The following is a 14,731-nucleotide window of genomic DNA, read 5'->3' as shown; positions in this document are numbered from 1 at the left end:
AAAAGTCAATCGCCCGGCGTCAATATCTAGTGGTAAATCCGGATTTGGTTAATAGCGGTAGTGTTCCGGCTTGAACGGACCCTGCGGTGTGACGCCGATATAGGCTGCCTGCTCGCCCGATAGTTCGGTCAGGCGGGCGCCGAGCTTGTCGAGATGCAGGCGCGCGACCTTCTCGTCGAGATGCTTGGGCAGCACATAGACCTGGTTCTGGTACTGCTCACCCTTGGTGAACAGCTCGATCTGGGCCAGCACCTGGTTGGTGAAAGAGGCCGACATGACGAAGCTCGGATGGCCGGTCGCGTTGCCGAGATTGAGCAGGCGGCCTTCCGACAGGAGGATCATCCGCTTGCCGTCCGGGAAGGTGATCATGTCGACCTGCGGCTTGACATTGGTCCACTTCAGATTGCGCAGCGACGCGACCTGGATCTCGTTGTCGAAATGGCCGATGTTGCCGACGATCACCATGTCCTTCATCGAACGCATGTGGTCGAGGGTAACGACATCCTTGTTGCCGGTGGTGGTGATGACGATGTCGGCGGTCGGGGCCGCCTCTTCCAGCGTGACCACCTCAAAGCCGTCCATAGCCGCCTGCAGCGCGCAGATCGGGTCGACCTCGGTGACCTTGACGCGGGCGCCCGCGCCCTTGAGCGAAGCCGACGAGCCCTTGCCGACGTCGCCATAACCGCAGACGACCGCGACCTTGCCGGCCATCATCGTGTCGGTGCCGCGACGGATGCCGTCGACAAGCGATTCCTTGCAGCCATATTTGTTGTCGAATTTCGACTTGGTGACCGAGTCATTGACGTTGATGGCCGGGAAGGGCAGCAGGCCCTTCTTCTGCAACTGGTAGAGCCGGTTGACGCCGGTCGTCGTCTCTTCGGTGACGCCGTGGATCGCCGCTTTCTGTTTGGTGAAGAAGCCCGGCGAAGCCTTGAGGCGCTTCTTGACCTGGGCGTAGAAGTATTCCTCTTCCTCGCTCTGCGGATTGGACAGCACGTCCTCGCCAGCCTCGGCGCGGGCGCCGATCAGGATGTACATGGTGGCGTCGCCGCCATCGTCGAGGATCATGTTGGAGAGGCCGCCATCGGCCCACTGGAAGATCCTGTCGGTGTAGTCCCAGTACTGCTCGAGGCTCTCGCCCTTGACGGCGAAGACCGGAATGCCGGCCTCGGCGATGGCCGCGGCGGCGTGGTCCTGGGTCGAGAAGATGTTGCAGGAAGCCCAGCGGATGTCGGCGCCGAGCTCCTTCAGCGTCTCGATCAGCACCGCCGTCTGGATGGTCATGTGCAGCGAGCCGGTGATGCGCGCGCCCTTGAGCGGCTTCTTGGCGCCGAATTCCTCGCGGCAGGCCATAAGGCCCGGCATTTCGGTTTCGGCGATATCGAGTTCCTTGCGGCCCCAGCCGGCAAGCGAGATGTCGGCGACCACATAGTCCTTGCTACCCGTCATGGCAGTGCTCCGATGCGAATTGTCATACTTGCGAATTGTTAGCGGATGCGCCGTGCCGGAAGACATTTCCAAGGGCGCGAATTGCCGGCCTGACTAGCAGATCAGGCCTCAGACGACAATGGGACATAAAGAAATCTTTATTCGTGCATGTCCTGGAGGGCTGACTTCGAGGTCAGCACTCCTCGCCGAAACGGGAGGCGACAAGCTGCTCCAGCGCATCCATGACCTCGAGCGCCTCGGGGCCGCTGGCGGTGACGCGGATCGAATATCCCGGGCTGGCGGCCAGCATCATCAGGCCCATGATCGAGGTGCCGCCGACCTTGACGCCGTCCTTCTCGACATGGACCGAAGCATTGAAGCCGCTGGCAAGCTGGACGAATTTCGCCGAAGCGCGCGCATGCAGCCCGCGCTGGTTGACGATCGGAAACTCCCGGACGATCTGGTCCTTGTCAGGCGACAGCGTGCTCATTTGCTGCTCAAAAGCTGGCTGGCGACGTTGATGTATTTGCGGCCCGCGGCCTGCGCTTCGTCGAGCGCTGCCGCCATGTTATCGCCCTTGCGGATCGACGACAGCTTGATCAGCATCGGCAGGTTCATGCCGGCGATCACTTCGGTGCGGCCGGACTCCATCACCGAGATTGCAAGGTTGGATGGCGTGCCGCCGAACATGTCGGTCAACACGATCACACCTGCCCCCGTATCGACACGGGCGACCGCATCGACGATGTCGCGGCGACGCTGCTCCATATCGTCGTCGGCACCGATCGCCACGGTTTCGAAATTGTCTTGTGGCCCGACGACATGTTCGACGGCATGTCTGAACTCGGTGGCCAGTTGACCGTGCGTTACAAGCACGAGTCCGATCATTCTTTGGTGGCTCCCGTCATCGCCGCTTCACAGGCGCATTTTATGCTCGCCAGCCAATCCAGGCGGCGGGAGCGCTATCTTGTCGACGCGAGGCCCGTTGACAAGCCCAAAATTGCGCCGGCCCATGCCATTTTGACGCATTGCAGCAAAAAACGCAGGGCGGATCATAGAAAAGGCGCGATCGACAGCCGCGCCATCACGGCGGCCAAGGCGGCGGCGACATTGCGTTCGGCCAGATCGATGCGCGCCACCGCGCAGCCGGCGATCTCGTCGCTGGCGTCCTCCTGGAAGCGTGCGATTTCGACGGCCGGCAACAGCCGCACATGCAGGTCGACGACGCAGGCCGGCTCGAATGGCAGGGGTCGTGGCCCAAGCCGTGGAACTTCGGCCAGGCCCTTGATGGTGGCGGGTGCACGGCACACCAGCCGCCCCGCATGGGCTTCGACGAAGAGCTGATCGTCGCCGACGAGCCGCGAGAACAATCCGCGTTGCAGGCAATGGTCGATCAGCGTTAGTGCCAGCGTTGTCTTGCCCGACCCGGGTGAGCCGGTGATGAGAATGCCGTGATCGCCGATCAGCAGTGCCGTCGCATGAATGTTCTCAGGCCGCACGGCGCAATCCATAACGATCGGCGGTCATCCCTCGGCCGGCAGCGTCACGACGAAGCGTGCGCCCTTGATCTCGCCGGGCTTGGTGCCGGGAATGTTTTCGGCGGTCAGCGTACCGCCATGGGCCTCGACGATCTGCCTGGAGATCGACAGGCCAAGGCCCGAGTTCTGGCCGAACGCCTCGCCGGCGGGCCGGTCGGTGTAGAAGCGTTCGAAGATGCGGTCGATGTTGTCGGCGCGGATGCCGGGACCATTGTCGTCGACGGTCAGGATGTTGAACTTGCCGGCGCGCGCCAGCGACAGGCTGATGTGGCCATGGTCCTCCGGCACGAAGGAGCGGGCGTTCTCGATCAGGTTGGTGATGACCTGGCCGATGCGCAGATCATGGCCGACGACGACATAGCCCTTGGCGCCCTGCGGCAGCTTGGCAACCTTGAGCTCGATCTCGACCGCCTTCTTGTTGCGCGTCGTTTCACGCGAAACAGCGACGAGGTCGGTAACGAATTTCTTCAGGTCGACGGTTCCCGCGTCCTCGCGCGCCAGTTCGGCGTCGAGGCGGGAGGCATCGGAAATGTCCGTGATGAGACGGTCCAGCCGTTTGACGTCATGCTGGATGATCTCCATCAGACGCGCGCGTGAGGTGTCGTTTTTCGCCAGGGGCAATGTTTCGACGGCGCTGCGCAACGACGTCAGCGGGTTCTTCAGCTCATGCGAAACGTCGGCGGCGAAACTCTCGATTGCCTCGATGCGCGCATAGAGCGCGTTGGTCATGTCGCGTACGGCGATCGACAGATTGCCGATCTCGTCCTGGCGGTCGGAAAAGTCGGGGATTTCCTCGCGGCTCTTGACGCCGCGCCTGACCCGCACGGCAGCGGCTGACAGCCGGCGCAGCGGGTTGGCGATGGTGGAGGCCAGGAGCATCGACAAGATGGCCGTGACCAGCGCCGCGATGCCGAAGACGCGCAGGATCGCCTTGCGTTCCGCCGCGACGATCTTGTCGATATCGCCGCCTTCGGTCGACAGCATCAGCACACCGAGAACGGCGCGAAAACGCTGGATCGGCACCGCCACCGAGACGATCTGCTCGCCCTGTTCCGAGACGCGCACGATGGTCGACGGACTGCCGGTCAGCGCCTTCACCACTTCCGGGAAGGCAGCGCCATTGCCGCCCGGCTGCTCGTGATAGACCGGCAGGTCGGTGTTGCGGAAGAAGTCGAAGATGAACTTCTGGATGCGCTCGACAAGGTCCGGCTCTTCCTCGTCCACCGGCGGCAGGTCATAGCGCAGGATCTGGCCGCGCGAATAGAGATGGCGCGAATCGAGCAGCAGGTTGGCGTCGCGGTCATAGATGCGGGCGCGGGTGCGGGTCGGCGAGATCAGTCGCCGCAGCACCGGCGCCACGCGCTCGGGATTGATCGGAAAATCGAGGTTGTCGAGCTGGTCCGAGCCAGGCCCCAGACTTTCGCCGGCCTGTAGCTCGAGCAGCTTTTCCGGGTCGATGCTGATCGAGTCCGTCTCGACCGTCGCCGACGCCGCGATCGCCCCGGCGATGATCTCGCCTTGCGTCATCAGGCTTTCGACGCGCGCGTCGATCAGCCCGTCGCGGAAGGTGTTGAGATAGAGGATGCCGGTGACGAGCACCGCCAGGCCGGCAAGGTTGAGGAAGAGGATGCGCCGCGTCAGGCTGGAAAAGATGTGGTGGCCGAGGAACCGGCGCATCGGCACCGTGATTTTCGACACGAAGGAAGGCATGATGCGCGACGGCCGCCTGGCGGCGCCCGTCGGCCTGCTTCGCTGTGCTTCCACTGCCATCGAATAGCAGCTCCCGCTAGTCCCAGGTTTGAAGTATGTCGCAGCCCCAAGCCGGGGGCCGCTTTTGCTCGACATACATCAAATTACGCTTCGCGGAACCGATATCCGACTCCGTAAAGGGTTTCGATCATCTCGAAGTCGTCGTCGACAGCCTTGAATTTCTTGCGCAGCCGCTTGATGTGGCTGTCGATCGTGCGGTCATCGACATAGACCTGCTCATCATAGGCCGAATCCATCAGCGCATCACGGCTTTTTACCACACCGGGACGTTGCGCCAGCGAGTGCAGGATCAGGAACTCGGTGACGGTGAGCGTCACCGGTTCGCCCTTCCAGGTGCAGGTATGGCGTTCCTGGTCCATGACGAGCTGGCCGCGCTCGAGCGAGCGGGCCTGCTGGCTCGGCGCTTTTGCCGCGGCCTCGCGGGCGCTGGCCCGCCGCAATACGGCGCGCACCCGCTCGACAAGCAGGCGCTGCGAGAACGGTTTGCGGATGAAGTCGTCGGCGCCCATCTTGAGACCGAACAATTCATCGATCTCGTCGTCCTTGGAGGTCAGGAAGATCACCGGCAGGTCGGATTTCTGGCGCATCCGGCGCAGAAGCTCCATGCCGTCCATGCGCGGCATCTTGATGTCGAGGATGGCGAGATTCGGCGGCCGGGCCGCCAGGCCTTCCAGCGCGGACGCACCATCCGTGTAGGTCTCGACACGATACCCCTCGGATTCGAGGGCGATCGACACCGACGTCAGAATGTTGCGGTCGTCATCGACAAGCGCGATTGTTGCCATTTCAAGCGGCTCCCTCATGAGCTGTCCCTTCTGTCGTAAGAGAAGGGGCTTTTGCAGGACAAATTAGGTACAAAATGTGGCATAGGCCTTGTCCGCTGTCACGAGCGGCGTGCCGGCGGCCACAATTCTACCTCGACACCGATTGGACGAACGAGCACCGCCAATCCTTTGGGCAACCACCGAACTTTTTGCATATATAAACGATTTAAACAACTTTCAAAATATTTAAATCGATTAAATATTTGATATCATTTGCCTTTTCTGGTTCTGACCATCTAGCCTGCTTAGTAGGTGTGCCGGAAATATGCCGGCAAAGATGCGGCAAATCTTGAGAAGGGTCACCAAATGTCGGAATTCGGCAAACGCAATCCTGCCTGCGCGATCGATCGTATCGGTCTGAAAACCTCCGGCATGGTGCGCTATAATTTCGGCGCGGCCGCCCTCTATCAGGAATCGATCCGGCGCGGTGAAGCCCGGCTGACCGCGCATGGCGCGCTTGTCGCCGAGACCGGCCAGCACACTGGTCGCTCTCCCAAGGACAAGTTCGTCGTTCGCGACGGCGCCACCGAACCGCAAGTCTGGTGGGACAACAACAAGGCGATCTCGCCGGCCCAATTCGACGTTTTGCTCGCCGATTTCCAGGCCCACGCCGCGGACAAGGACCTTTACGTGCAGGATCTGGTCGGCGGTGCCGACGCCGAGCTCAACCTGCGCACCAGGGTGATCACCGAATTTGCCTGGCACTCGCTGTTCATCCGCAACCTGCTCATCCGTCCCGACGCGGCCGAACTCGAACAGTTCGTGCCAGGGATGACCATCATCGACCTGCCGTCCTTCCGCGCTGATCCCGCCCGTCACGGCAGCCGCACCGAAACCGTGATCGCCGTCGACCTGACGCGCAAGATCGTGCTGATCGGCGGCACCTCCTACGCCGGCGAGATGAAGAAGTCGGTGTTCACCATGCTCAACTACCTCCTGCCGGAGAAGGGCGTGATGCCAATGCACTGCTCGGCCAATGAGGGACTGGCCGGTGATGCCGCCATCTTCTTCGGCCTGTCGGGCACCGGCAAGACCACGCTGTCGGCCGATCCGTCGCGCACTTTGATCGGCGACGACGAACATGGCTGGGGTCCGCATGGTATCTTCAATTTCGAAGGCGGCTGCTACGCCAAGACCATCAAGCTGTCGGCGGAAGCCGAGCCGGAGATCTTCGCCACCACGCAGCGCTTCGGCACGGTGCTGGAAAACGTCGTGCTCGACGCCGACGCCGTGCCGGACTTCAATGACGGCCGGCTCACCGAAAACACACGCTGCGCCTACCCGCTCGACTTCATCCCCAATGCCTCGAAGACCGGGCGCGCCGATCACCCGAAGAACATCATCATGCTGACCGCCGACGCTTTCGGTGTGATGCCGCCGATCGCGCGGCTGACGCCGGCGCAGGCGATGTATCATTTCCTCTCCGGCTACACGGCCAAGGTGGCCGGCACCGAAAAGGGCGTGACCGAGCCCGAAGCGACCTTCTCGACCTGTTTCGGCGCGCCGTTCATGCCGCGCCATCCCTCGGAATACGGCAATCTGCTGCGCGAGCTGATCGCACGCCATGGCGCCGATTGCTGGCTGGTCAACACCGGCTGGACCGGCGGCGCCCACGGCACCGGCAAGCGCATGCCGATCAAGGCGACGCGCGCGCTGCTCGCCGCCGCCCTCGACGGCTCGCTGAAGGCAGGCGCGTTCCGCACGGATGCCAACTTCGGCTTCGAGGTGCCGGTGGCGGTGCCTGGCGTCGACAGCGCCATTCTCGATCCGCGCTCCACCTGGATCGACCAAGCGGCCTACGACCGGCAGGCGGCAAGGCTGGTCGGCATGTTCGCCGTCAACTTCGAGAAATTCGAAAGCCATGTCGATGCAACCGTCATGGGCGCGGCGCCCCGCATGCAGGAAGCGGCGGAGTAATCGCCAAGGCATCGTTGTGGCTCAGCACCATTGAAGGCCCGGTTTCGATCGGGCCTTTTCTTTTTCGGTCCGCCGCGCCATGACTGCGGCATGCCGATCGACGACGACATCATCATATCGGGCGAAGCCGTGATCCACCCGGGCGACCTGCACGAGGATTTCATCCGCTCGTCCGGTCCCGGCGGCCAGAACGTCAACAAGGTGGCGACGGCGGTGCAGCTTCGCTTCGACGCGCAGAACGCGGAGGGCCTGTCGGAGCGCGTGCGCGAGCGGACCATAAAGCTTGCCGGCCAGCGCGCCACCAAGGACGGTGTCATCGTCATCGAAGCCGGGCGCTTCCGAACCCAGGAACAGAACCGCGCCGATGCGCGGGCGAGGCTCACGGCACTGGTCGCCAAGGCCGCCGAACCACCGCCGCCGCCGCGCAAGAAGACACGGCCGTCGAAAGGCGCGGTCGAGCGACGGCTGAAGAGCAAGGCGGGACGCGGCACGATCAAGAAGCTGCGCGGCCGGGTGGAGAACGATTAAGCACCACACCAGGCGCGTGTACAAAGCGGTTTCCCATTTCGCACCGCAGATGCGAGGTTTCCCCATTGTCACAGCAAGGGAGACCTGGAGATGGGTATGTTCGATTTCGTCAAGAGCGTCGGCAAGAAGCTCGGCATCGGCGGCGACGAGGAAGCCGCACCCACCGCCGACACGCTCAAGAAAGAGCTCGATTCACACAAGCTCGGTACCGATGGCGTGCAGGTCGTCGTCCAGGGCGATACGGCGGTGCTGAAGGGTGTGGTCAAGGACCAGTCGATCTTCGAAAAGGCGGTCATTGCCGTCGGCAACACGCTGGGCGTCTCCAAGGTGCAGGCTGACGAGTTGCAGGTCGCGCCGGCTTCCGGCACGGCGGCCCCTGCCAAGGAGCCGACCTTCTACACCGTCCGGAAGGGCGACAATCTCTGGAAGATCGCCGAAAAGAGCTATGGCAAGGGCCAGGGCGCCAAGACACGGTCATCTTCGAGGCCAACAAGCCGATGCTGACCCATCCCGACAAGATCTATCCGGGCCAGGTCCTGCGTATTCCCGAGCCTGGCTGAGCCACAGGGCAGAAATCAGTGCGCCGTGCGTCCGAAAGGTCGCGCGGCGTTGCATTACCAGCGGCGCTTCGTCTTTATTCGTCAACCGCCATTGGCGAATGGAAAGACGAATTCGGCGCGCGGCATCTGGCAAAAACCACGACGGCTTTCGGGTCGCCGTTTTCGTCCGCTGGTGGCATGCTGGGCTCCGAACCATTCACATGAGCCAAATCCATGCTCGTTCTGCCCAAGGGCGTACGCCACATGCCGGCCCATCTGTCCCGCGCCGTCCAGGAGGCGCTGGTCGAGGAGGTGAGGAGCATAGTCCAGCAAGCGCCGCTGTTCGTGCCGGCCATGCCGCGGACCGGCAAGGAGATGAGCGTGCGCATGACCAATTGCGGTCCGCTCGGCTGGGTCACCGACAAGGAACGCGGCTATCGCTACCAGCCGACGCATCCGCTGACCGGAGAGCCTTGGCCGCCTATCCCCGACAGCCTGCTCGACCTGTGGCGGCAGGTGTCGGGCTATCCGAATCCGCCGGAGGCCTGCCTGGTCAATTTCTACACGCCTGATGCGAAGATGGGCCTGCATCAGGATCGCGACGAGGCCGATTTCTCGGCACCAGTCGTCTCTGTCTCGCTGGGCGACGATTGCCTATTCAGGGTCGGCCAGACAACGCGCGACGGCGCCACCAAATCGTTTAGGCTGAAAAGCGGCGATGTCGTCGTGCTTGGCGGCGAGGGTCGCCTTGCCTTCCATGGCGTCGACCGCATCTACCCTTCGACCTCGGCGCTGCTCAAAAACGGCGGCAGGATCAATCTGACGCTGCGGCGGGTGACGAAGCCTGACGAGACCTCCAAATAAGCCGATCTTAACGCGCGTCCCCTATCAAGACTGCCAGGGTCTTGGAAAACAGCGCAATGGCACCAGTCAACCAGACTGCCCCCAATCGATCCGATATCCGTTTCGCGGCACTTGTGCTGTGCACCGGAATCCTGATCGGGCTGCGCTACTATCTTGCCTTGTGGACCTTCGACGAGCACGGCTTCTCCGAGCTCAGTGACCGGCTGCCCTATTGGGATTTCACCAATCTGTGGGCCGGCGGACGCATGGCGCTCGACGGCCATGTAGCCTGGCTGTTTGACGTCGACAGCTATCGCGCGGCCTTGCGGCGGATGTTTTCGCCCGATCTTCCCAACCAGGAATGGAGCTACCCGCCCAGCATCCTGGTCTTCGGCGCGCCGCTCGCGCTGGTGCCGGTCTTTCCGGCCTATTTCATCTGGACTTTCGGCACCGTCTTCTGCCTGTGGCTGGCGGTGCGGCCGCTGAAACTGGGCACGCTGGCCGAAGCGGCCGTCCTTGTGTGTCCGGCCGTCTTCATCAACGCCATCTTCGGCCAGAACGGTGCCCTGACCACCGCTCTTCTCATTGGCGGGCTGGCCGTGGCGCCAAAACGGCCAATTCTGGCTGGGCTGCTGTTCGGTTTGCTGACGATCAAGCCGCATCTGGGCATTCTGGTGCCGTTCTGCCTGCTGGCCGGCGGCAACTGGCGTGCCATCGCCGCCGCGGCCCTGTTATCGGCCATGCTGTTCATTTTGACCGGGCTCTCGCTCGGGTTCCACGTTTGGCATCTGTTCTGGACCGAAACCCGCCCCCTGATGACGGCGATCCTGGAGGCACCGTATCCGCAACCCTACCAGGCCAATGCCGCAACCATGTTCTTCCTGGCGCGCGCATGCGGCGCCGGGCTGACAGTGGCCTATGCGCTGCAGGCTGTTGCGACCATTGCCGCAATCTGCGCCGCCATCTGGGTCTGGTTGCCCCGGCGGCAGGTCGAGGACGGCAAAAGAGTGGTCCTTACCGCCGTGCTGACAACGGTCGCGACGCCGTATGGCTACAGCTACGACACGGTCGGTCTTGCCGTCGCCGTGGCCTACCTGTTTTCGACGCGCGCCAACATGCCCAGGATTTTCCTGGCGCTCATCTGGCTCTATCCTGCCATCGCCCATCTGGTGAACGGCATCGGGCTTGGCATCGGCGTGTTGGTGCCCTTGTCCCTATCGGCATGGATGCTTGCCGACGTAAGAGCCCGCGAATGCAGGACCTCAACGACGCCGACGGCCGGACATCATAGCTATAGTGAACGATTGCCGCGATCGGGCGGTTGATCCGTTCGTGCCGCCATCGCGGCCCTGACGGGTGAACGCCGCTATCTCAGCCGACCGCCGAAAAGGTCGCCGAGACCAGCTGGAAAGGCAATGCGCCATAGGCGGCGACCGTCGCCTGATCATCCCACTGGCGGAATTGCCGCGATGGCCGCGCCTCCAGCGTCAAGGCATGCTGCCGGCCGTCGACTATAACCTTGCCGCGAAAGCGCAGCATCCTTTCCCCGCCGGACCGGCTGATGGCCGTGGCACGCAGCCGCGCGACGTGGTCGTTATCCTGGTTGATCTCCATTTCGATGCGGCGCCGGACCGGCGGAACGCTGATCCTGACCGTGATGTCCAGCATCATCTCCCCCACTGTCGGCGGGCACGGTATGGTCTGCGAGAAGACCAGGGGCGACGGTCCCTCCAGCGGCTCGCGGCGAGCCGGTCCGCCGCGCCACGCTTTGCCGCGCCATGCCCTGGCGGGCGGCTCCTGCCGCAGCCGGTCGCTCTTGCGTCTCAGCCGCAACTGCTTGGCAAAGCCGCGCGACAGCCAGGCCAGCCTGCCGAAATCGGTTCGCGGCTTGGCCTGCAGCACCGCCGACCAGCGCGAAACACCGGTGAGGTCGGCCATGTCAAGCACGCGCGCCAGCACCCTGTCCGGCACCGCCGCGCCAATATCGAGCGCGAGGTAGGAGAGCGCCACCGCCGCGGCCACGGCAAGGCCACGCCTGGCGACAACGTCGAGGAACACGTCCCAGTCGACATCGCCGGCGCGAATGGCCACAGCGCAATCGACCAGCCAGTCGCTGTGCGTGTGGGCGTCGAGCCCGCCATGGGCGATGGCGAGCGCGATGCGGTCCGCAGGCGACGGCACCAGCACGCCGACGCCGCTGAATTCGGCCGCCGCCGCTCGCCGCCAGATCGCCTGGTCGTCCTCGTCGCTTTGCTGCGAACCGTCATAGGCAAGCTGGTGCAGGTCGATGTCGCCGTAATTGCCCTTGAAGAAGTTCATCGAGCGCAGCGACGCCAGTCTTGTCCTCAGATATTGCGGGCTCACCCCGGTGGCGATCTGCCAGTCGCGGTCGCGCAGCACGTCGAACGCCGCCGGCATGTCCTGCGGCCGCACCAATATGTCGATGTCGTGCGCCACCCGGCCACGTTGCGCCGATGCGTTCAAGGCAATGCGGCTGGCACCCTTGATCAGCATCACCAGGCATCCGGCGTCCGTCATCGCCCGCAGCGCCGGTTCGGCCTCGCGCATCGCCATGCGCGACTTGGTCCACAGCATTTTTTGCAGGCCGACAAGACGTGGATAGGCGGAATGGCCGGCCAATTTCCGGCCGAACCGGTCGCAGATGGCGGCCAGCAGCCGATGTTCCCTGAAGGAGACGAGATCGATATCGTTGGCGCTCAGCCACTGCATCGCGCAAGCGGCGGCCGCGTCCTCATCGGCAAGAAGCGCGGCCTTGAGCAACTGGTCGAGCCCGCCCGTCGGCCAGGACCAGCCATAATCCGGGAAACGTCGGCTGATGCGGCGGATGCGCGCCATCAGCCCGCGCCGGCCTTGTTCCGGGCCCGCCGCAGCATGGCCAGCCGCGCCACTTCGAGGTAGCCGCGGTCGCGCGTCGCATCGCGCCCGTAGGACAGGCTGCCGGGCCTGATGCGGCGCAGCGCCAGCACCTCTTCCATCATGTCGAAGGCAAGGCCGGCCTCGCGTGCCCTCGCGATCCAGTCGATCATTTCGCCGCGGCCGCCCGGCGGATCGACGACTGGTCCGACGCTCTCGGCGACCTCGCTCCGGATCAGCATCGTGGTCCGCGACCAGCCGGGTACGGTGGCGTCCTCGGGCACGTCCGGCCGGTCGTTGCGGAAGGTCCGCAAATGGCAGAAGACGCCCGATGTACCGGGCGATCCTCGCAGATATGCAAGCTGGCGCTCGATCTTGGTCGGCAGCCAAAGGTCGTCGGCGTCGAGCGTCGCGATGAACGGCGTCGACAAGGCGGCGATGCCCCTGGTCGTGGCGCTGCCCGGTCCGGCATTTGCCTGGCGCAGCAATTTCAGCGGCAGGTCCGTTCCGCCGATCGCCGCGGCGAGATCATCCGTTGATCCGTCATCGACGATCACCACCAGTTCCGGTCGTACCGTCTGGGCCGCGACCGATCGCAGCGTCTCGGCGATGGTGCCGCTGGCGTTGAAGGCGGGTATGACGACGCCGTATTCGTCCATCACAGGGATCGCCAATCTGAAAGTTTGTCGAGCTCGAAGATACCTTCGATCGGCCGCAGCGTCGGGTCGGCCTTGCGCCGCTTCATCGACTTATAGATAGCCCGCAGGAATTCCCGCGACTGGACGTCCTCTTGCCTCGTCATGTTGCCCGCATGCCGTCTGTAATAGAGCGCGACCGTGTCGGGAAGCACGTATCTGGGGCCGATCTCGAAACCGCGCAGCAGGTAGTCGGTATCTTCGGCCTGGACGAAATCCTCGTCGAAATCGCCTATGCGCGCGACGAGCCGGCGCGCGAAGATCGCCGCCGACAGATGAATGCCACGAACCGTGATGCTGTTGCTGTCCGCCGTGGGCTCCAGGGTCCCGTCGTCGATCTTGTCGACCAGCATCATCCTTGAATAGGTCAGATCGAGATCGGAATTCTCCCGGAAAAGCTCAACATCGGCCTTGAAGCGTCCGGCTGGCGAGATGTCGTCCGAATCGAGGAACGACACCAGTTCCGCCTCGGGCTTGAGCTGCCTGAGCCCGTTGTTGCGCGCCCGCGTCACTCCCATGTTCTGCTGCTGGAACAGCCGGATGCAGGAATGATCATCGATCATCGCGCGCACGGCCTCGACCGAGCGATCGGTCGAACCATCGTCGATGACGATGATGTCGAGGTCGGCGGCGTCGCCTTGCCTGAGCAGCGAGCGCAGCGCGGCGCCGACATAGGCCTCGCGATTGTACACCGGCATGATCACGCTGAGCTTCACCAGGCGCCTCGTGTCAGGAAAACCTCTATCGTGCCGGCGATCTCTGCCGGGTCGGTGCCGAGGGACAAACGAAAGCAGGGCAGGTGGCGCGTCAATTCGCTGAAGAAGCGAAAGCCGCTTTCGCGCTCGCCCGGCATCTGGGCGATGCCGGACGGCGCCAAGGCAATCATGGCATCCCTGCGCGACACCGGCATGATCGAACTTGCTCCGCCACCGCTGATATGTGGCACCATCAGCGCAACGATGTCCAGCATCGCGGGCACCGGCCCAGGCGCGATGTCATCGACGTGAAACATGTGCTTGCCCTGCCAGTTCAGCGGGCCTTGCGCCGTTAGCCGCTGTTGCAGGCCCAGCCGCGCGAAACCTTGCGCGTCCTGCTTCAGCGTCGAGAATAGGGGTCGCGCGGTCACGCCTCCGATGAGATCGATCAGCACGTAGTCGTCGCCGACACTGTCGAGCCCGTTGAGCAGGCCGGCGGCGACGGTGCCGGATTTCCCGGCCCCGCCGGAGCCGGCGAGCAGGATGCCCTTGCCCTCGATGCCGAGCGTGCCGGCATGGGTCAGCCGCATGCCGCGCGCGGCATATTCCCAATGCAGGAAGGCGCGCAGCGGTGCTCCCGGCTCCCAGGGCGGAAAGGCATCTGCCGAGGCCATCAGCTGCACGCCAATGCAATGTTGCGGATCGTAGATCTGCCAGAAATCCAGGTCGTGGAAATAGTGGCCGCGCAGCCCGGCTTCGGCGAGCCGTTTGGCAAAACCGTGCTCGGTGAAATGCGCATCGCCCCATCGCGCCGGCTCCGGGATGCCGTCGATGCCGGGATGAGCGATGAAGATGCGGCACATGGACAGTTCCGGCTGATCATGACCGGCCTCGACAAATGCATGGCTTAGTGCATCGGCAAGCACGCCGTGGCCGAGATGCGCGGTCAGTTCCAGCCGGGGCAGGCGAACCTTTCGTGTGGTCGGATAGCGCGGGGCCACGCCTTCAGCGGCGGCGATGAGATACCGGGCGTAGTCGGGCAAGGTTTCGAGCGTGACGCGCGGCATCAAGCGCCTTCCA

At 63.7% G+C, this 14,731-nt stretch carries 14 protein-coding genes and 1 pseudogene; 5 read left to right on the top strand and 10 right to left on the bottom strand.

Annotated features, from left to right (window positions below):
- Positions 1-48: 48 nt before the first annotated feature.
- From ahcY to O7A60_RS00865, 6 genes are all read right to left on the bottom strand, one after another.
- Complete coding sequence (gene ahcY / locus O7A60_RS00890) at positions 49-1,449, bottom strand: adenosylhomocysteinase (protein WP_337104603.1); 1,401 nt, start codon at positions 1,447-1,449, stop codon at positions 49-51.
- Between the two features lie 172 nt (positions 1,450-1,621).
- Positions 1,622-1,918, bottom strand: coding sequence for an HPr family phosphocarrier protein (locus O7A60_RS00885; RefSeq protein ID WP_015314359.1), 297 nt, complete (start codon positions 1,916-1,918; stop codon positions 1,622-1,624).
- Positions 1,915-2,316, bottom strand: coding sequence for a PTS sugar transporter subunit IIA (locus O7A60_RS00880; protein WP_010912939.1), 402 nt, complete (start codon positions 2,314-2,316; stop codon positions 1,915-1,917). Before O7A60_RS00880 ends, O7A60_RS00885 begins: the two co-directional genes overlap by 4 nt.
- A gap of 164 nt (positions 2,317-2,480) precedes the next feature.
- On the bottom strand, positions 2,481-2,939 hold the full coding sequence (locus O7A60_RS00875; RefSeq protein ID WP_337104597.1) for an HPr kinase/phosphorylase: 459 nt from the start codon (positions 2,937-2,939) through the stop codon (positions 2,481-2,483).
- Positions 2,940-2,951: 12 nt separating this feature from the next.
- On the bottom strand, positions 2,952-4,736 hold the full coding sequence (locus O7A60_RS00870; RefSeq protein ID WP_140506841.1) for a sensor histidine kinase: 1,785 nt from the start codon (positions 4,734-4,736) through the stop codon (positions 2,952-2,954).
- 83 nt (positions 4,737-4,819) lie between these two features.
- The gene (locus O7A60_RS00865; protein WP_010912942.1) at positions 4,820-5,521 is read right to left on the bottom strand and encodes a response regulator transcription factor; all 702 of its coding nucleotides are present in this window, start codon (positions 5,519-5,521) and stop codon (positions 4,820-4,822) included.
- Between the two features lie 345 nt (positions 5,522-5,866).
- Here O7A60_RS00865 and O7A60_RS00860 point away from each other — a divergent pair, with 345 nt between their 5' ends.
- From O7A60_RS00860 to O7A60_RS00840, 5 genes and pseudogenes are all read left to right on the top strand, one after another.
- Positions 5,867-7,477, top strand: coding sequence for a phosphoenolpyruvate carboxykinase (locus O7A60_RS00860; protein WP_337104593.1), 1,611 nt, complete (start codon positions 5,867-5,869; stop codon positions 7,475-7,477).
- 90 nt (positions 7,478-7,567) lie between these two features.
- On the top strand, positions 7,568-8,005 hold the full coding sequence (gene arfB / locus O7A60_RS00855; RefSeq protein ID WP_140506833.1) for an alternative ribosome rescue aminoacyl-tRNA hydrolase ArfB: 438 nt from the start codon (positions 7,568-7,570) through the stop codon (positions 8,003-8,005).
- Positions 8,006-8,095: 90 nt separating this feature from the next.
- Positions 8,096-8,565 (top strand): annotated as a pseudogene (gene lysM / locus O7A60_RS00850) (peptidoglycan-binding protein LysM).
- 213 nt (positions 8,566-8,778) lie between these two features.
- The gene (locus O7A60_RS00845) at positions 8,779-9,408 is read left to right on the top strand and encodes an alpha-ketoglutarate-dependent dioxygenase AlkB family protein (protein ID WP_337104592.1); all 630 of its coding nucleotides are present in this window, start codon (positions 8,779-8,781) and stop codon (positions 9,406-9,408) included.
- A 56-nt stretch (positions 9,409-9,464) separates the two neighbouring features.
- Positions 9,465-10,712: a glycosyltransferase family 87 protein gene (locus tag O7A60_RS00840; RefSeq protein WP_337104591.1), complete on the top strand. Its 1,248-nt coding sequence runs from the start codon at positions 9,465-9,467 to the stop codon at positions 10,710-10,712.
- 46 nt (positions 10,713-10,758) lie between these two features.
- On the opposite strand, the gene O7A60_RS00835 is transcribed toward O7A60_RS00840, so the two are convergent.
- Genes O7A60_RS00835 through O7A60_RS00820 form a run of 4 tightly spaced genes read right to left on the bottom strand, consistent with a single transcriptional unit; the run spans position 10,759 to position 14,718 of the window.
- On the bottom strand, positions 10,759-12,243 hold the full coding sequence (locus O7A60_RS00835) for a nucleotidyltransferase family protein (RefSeq protein ID WP_337104590.1): 1,485 nt from the start codon (positions 12,241-12,243) through the stop codon (positions 10,759-10,761).
- On the bottom strand, positions 12,243-12,920 hold the full coding sequence (locus tag O7A60_RS00830) for a glycosyltransferase family 2 protein (RefSeq protein ID WP_337104589.1): 678 nt from the start codon (positions 12,918-12,920) through the stop codon (positions 12,243-12,245). Before O7A60_RS00830 ends, O7A60_RS00835 begins: the two co-directional genes overlap by 1 nt.
- A complete protein-coding gene (locus tag O7A60_RS00825; protein ID WP_337104588.1) occupies positions 12,920-13,672 on the bottom strand; it encodes a glycosyltransferase family 2 protein in 753 nt (250 codons plus the stop codon). Before O7A60_RS00825 ends, O7A60_RS00830 begins: the two co-directional genes overlap by 1 nt.
- The gene (locus O7A60_RS00820; RefSeq protein ID WP_337104587.1) at positions 13,669-14,718 is read right to left on the bottom strand and encodes a serine kinase; all 1,050 of its coding nucleotides are present in this window, start codon (positions 14,716-14,718) and stop codon (positions 13,669-13,671) included. Before O7A60_RS00820 ends, O7A60_RS00825 begins: the two co-directional genes overlap by 4 nt.
- Positions 14,719-14,731 lie beyond the last annotated feature (13 nt).

Origin of the sequence: Mesorhizobium salmacidum (SeqCode) (genome assembly GCF_037179605.1) — a bacterium.
GTDB lineage: Bacteria > Pseudomonadota > Alphaproteobacteria > Rhizobiales > Rhizobiaceae > Mesorhizobium > Mesorhizobium salmacidum.
This window is presented reverse-complemented; position numbering and strand designations above follow the sequence as displayed.

Coding starts and splice junctions, on each gene's coding strand:
- ahcY (WP_337104603.1), bottom strand. CDS start 1,449: ATGACGGGTAGCAAGGACTATGTGGTCGCCGACATCTCGCTTGCCGGC.
- O7A60_RS00885 (WP_015314359.1), bottom strand. CDS start 1,918: ATGAGCACGCTGTCGCCTGACAAGGACCAGATCGTCCGGGAGTTTCCG.
- O7A60_RS00880 (WP_010912939.1), bottom strand. CDS start 2,316: ATGATCGGACTCGTGCTTGTAACGCACGGTCAACTGGCCACCGAGTTC.
- O7A60_RS00875 (WP_337104597.1), bottom strand. CDS start 2,939: ATGGATTGCGCCGTGCGGCCTGAGAACATTCATGCGACGGCACTGCTG.
- O7A60_RS00870 (WP_140506841.1), bottom strand. CDS start 4,736: ATGGCAGTGGAAGCACAGCGAAGCAGGCCGACGGGCGCCGCCAGGCGG.
- O7A60_RS00865 (WP_010912942.1), bottom strand. CDS start 5,521: ATGGCAACAATCGCGCTTGTCGATGACGACCGCAACATTCTGACGTCG.
- O7A60_RS00860 (WP_337104593.1), top strand. CDS start 5,867: ATGTCGGAATTCGGCAAACGCAATCCTGCCTGCGCGATCGATCGTATC.
- arfB (WP_140506833.1), top strand. CDS start 7,568: ATGCCGATCGACGACGACATCATCATATCGGGCGAAGCCGTGATCCAC.
- O7A60_RS00845 (WP_337104592.1), top strand. CDS start 8,779: ATGCTCGTTCTGCCCAAGGGCGTACGCCACATGCCGGCCCATCTGTCC.
- O7A60_RS00840 (WP_337104591.1), top strand. CDS start 9,465: ATGGCACCAGTCAACCAGACTGCCCCCAATCGATCCGATATCCGTTTC.
- O7A60_RS00835 (WP_337104590.1), bottom strand. CDS start 12,243: ATGGCGCGCATCCGCCGCATCAGCCGACGTTTCCCGGATTATGGCTGG.
- O7A60_RS00830 (WP_337104589.1), bottom strand. CDS start 12,920: ATGGACGAATACGGCGTCGTCATACCCGCCTTCAACGCCAGCGGCACC.
- O7A60_RS00820 (WP_337104587.1), bottom strand. CDS start 14,718: ATGCCGCGCGTCACGCTCGAAACCTTGCCCGACTACGCCCGGTATCTC.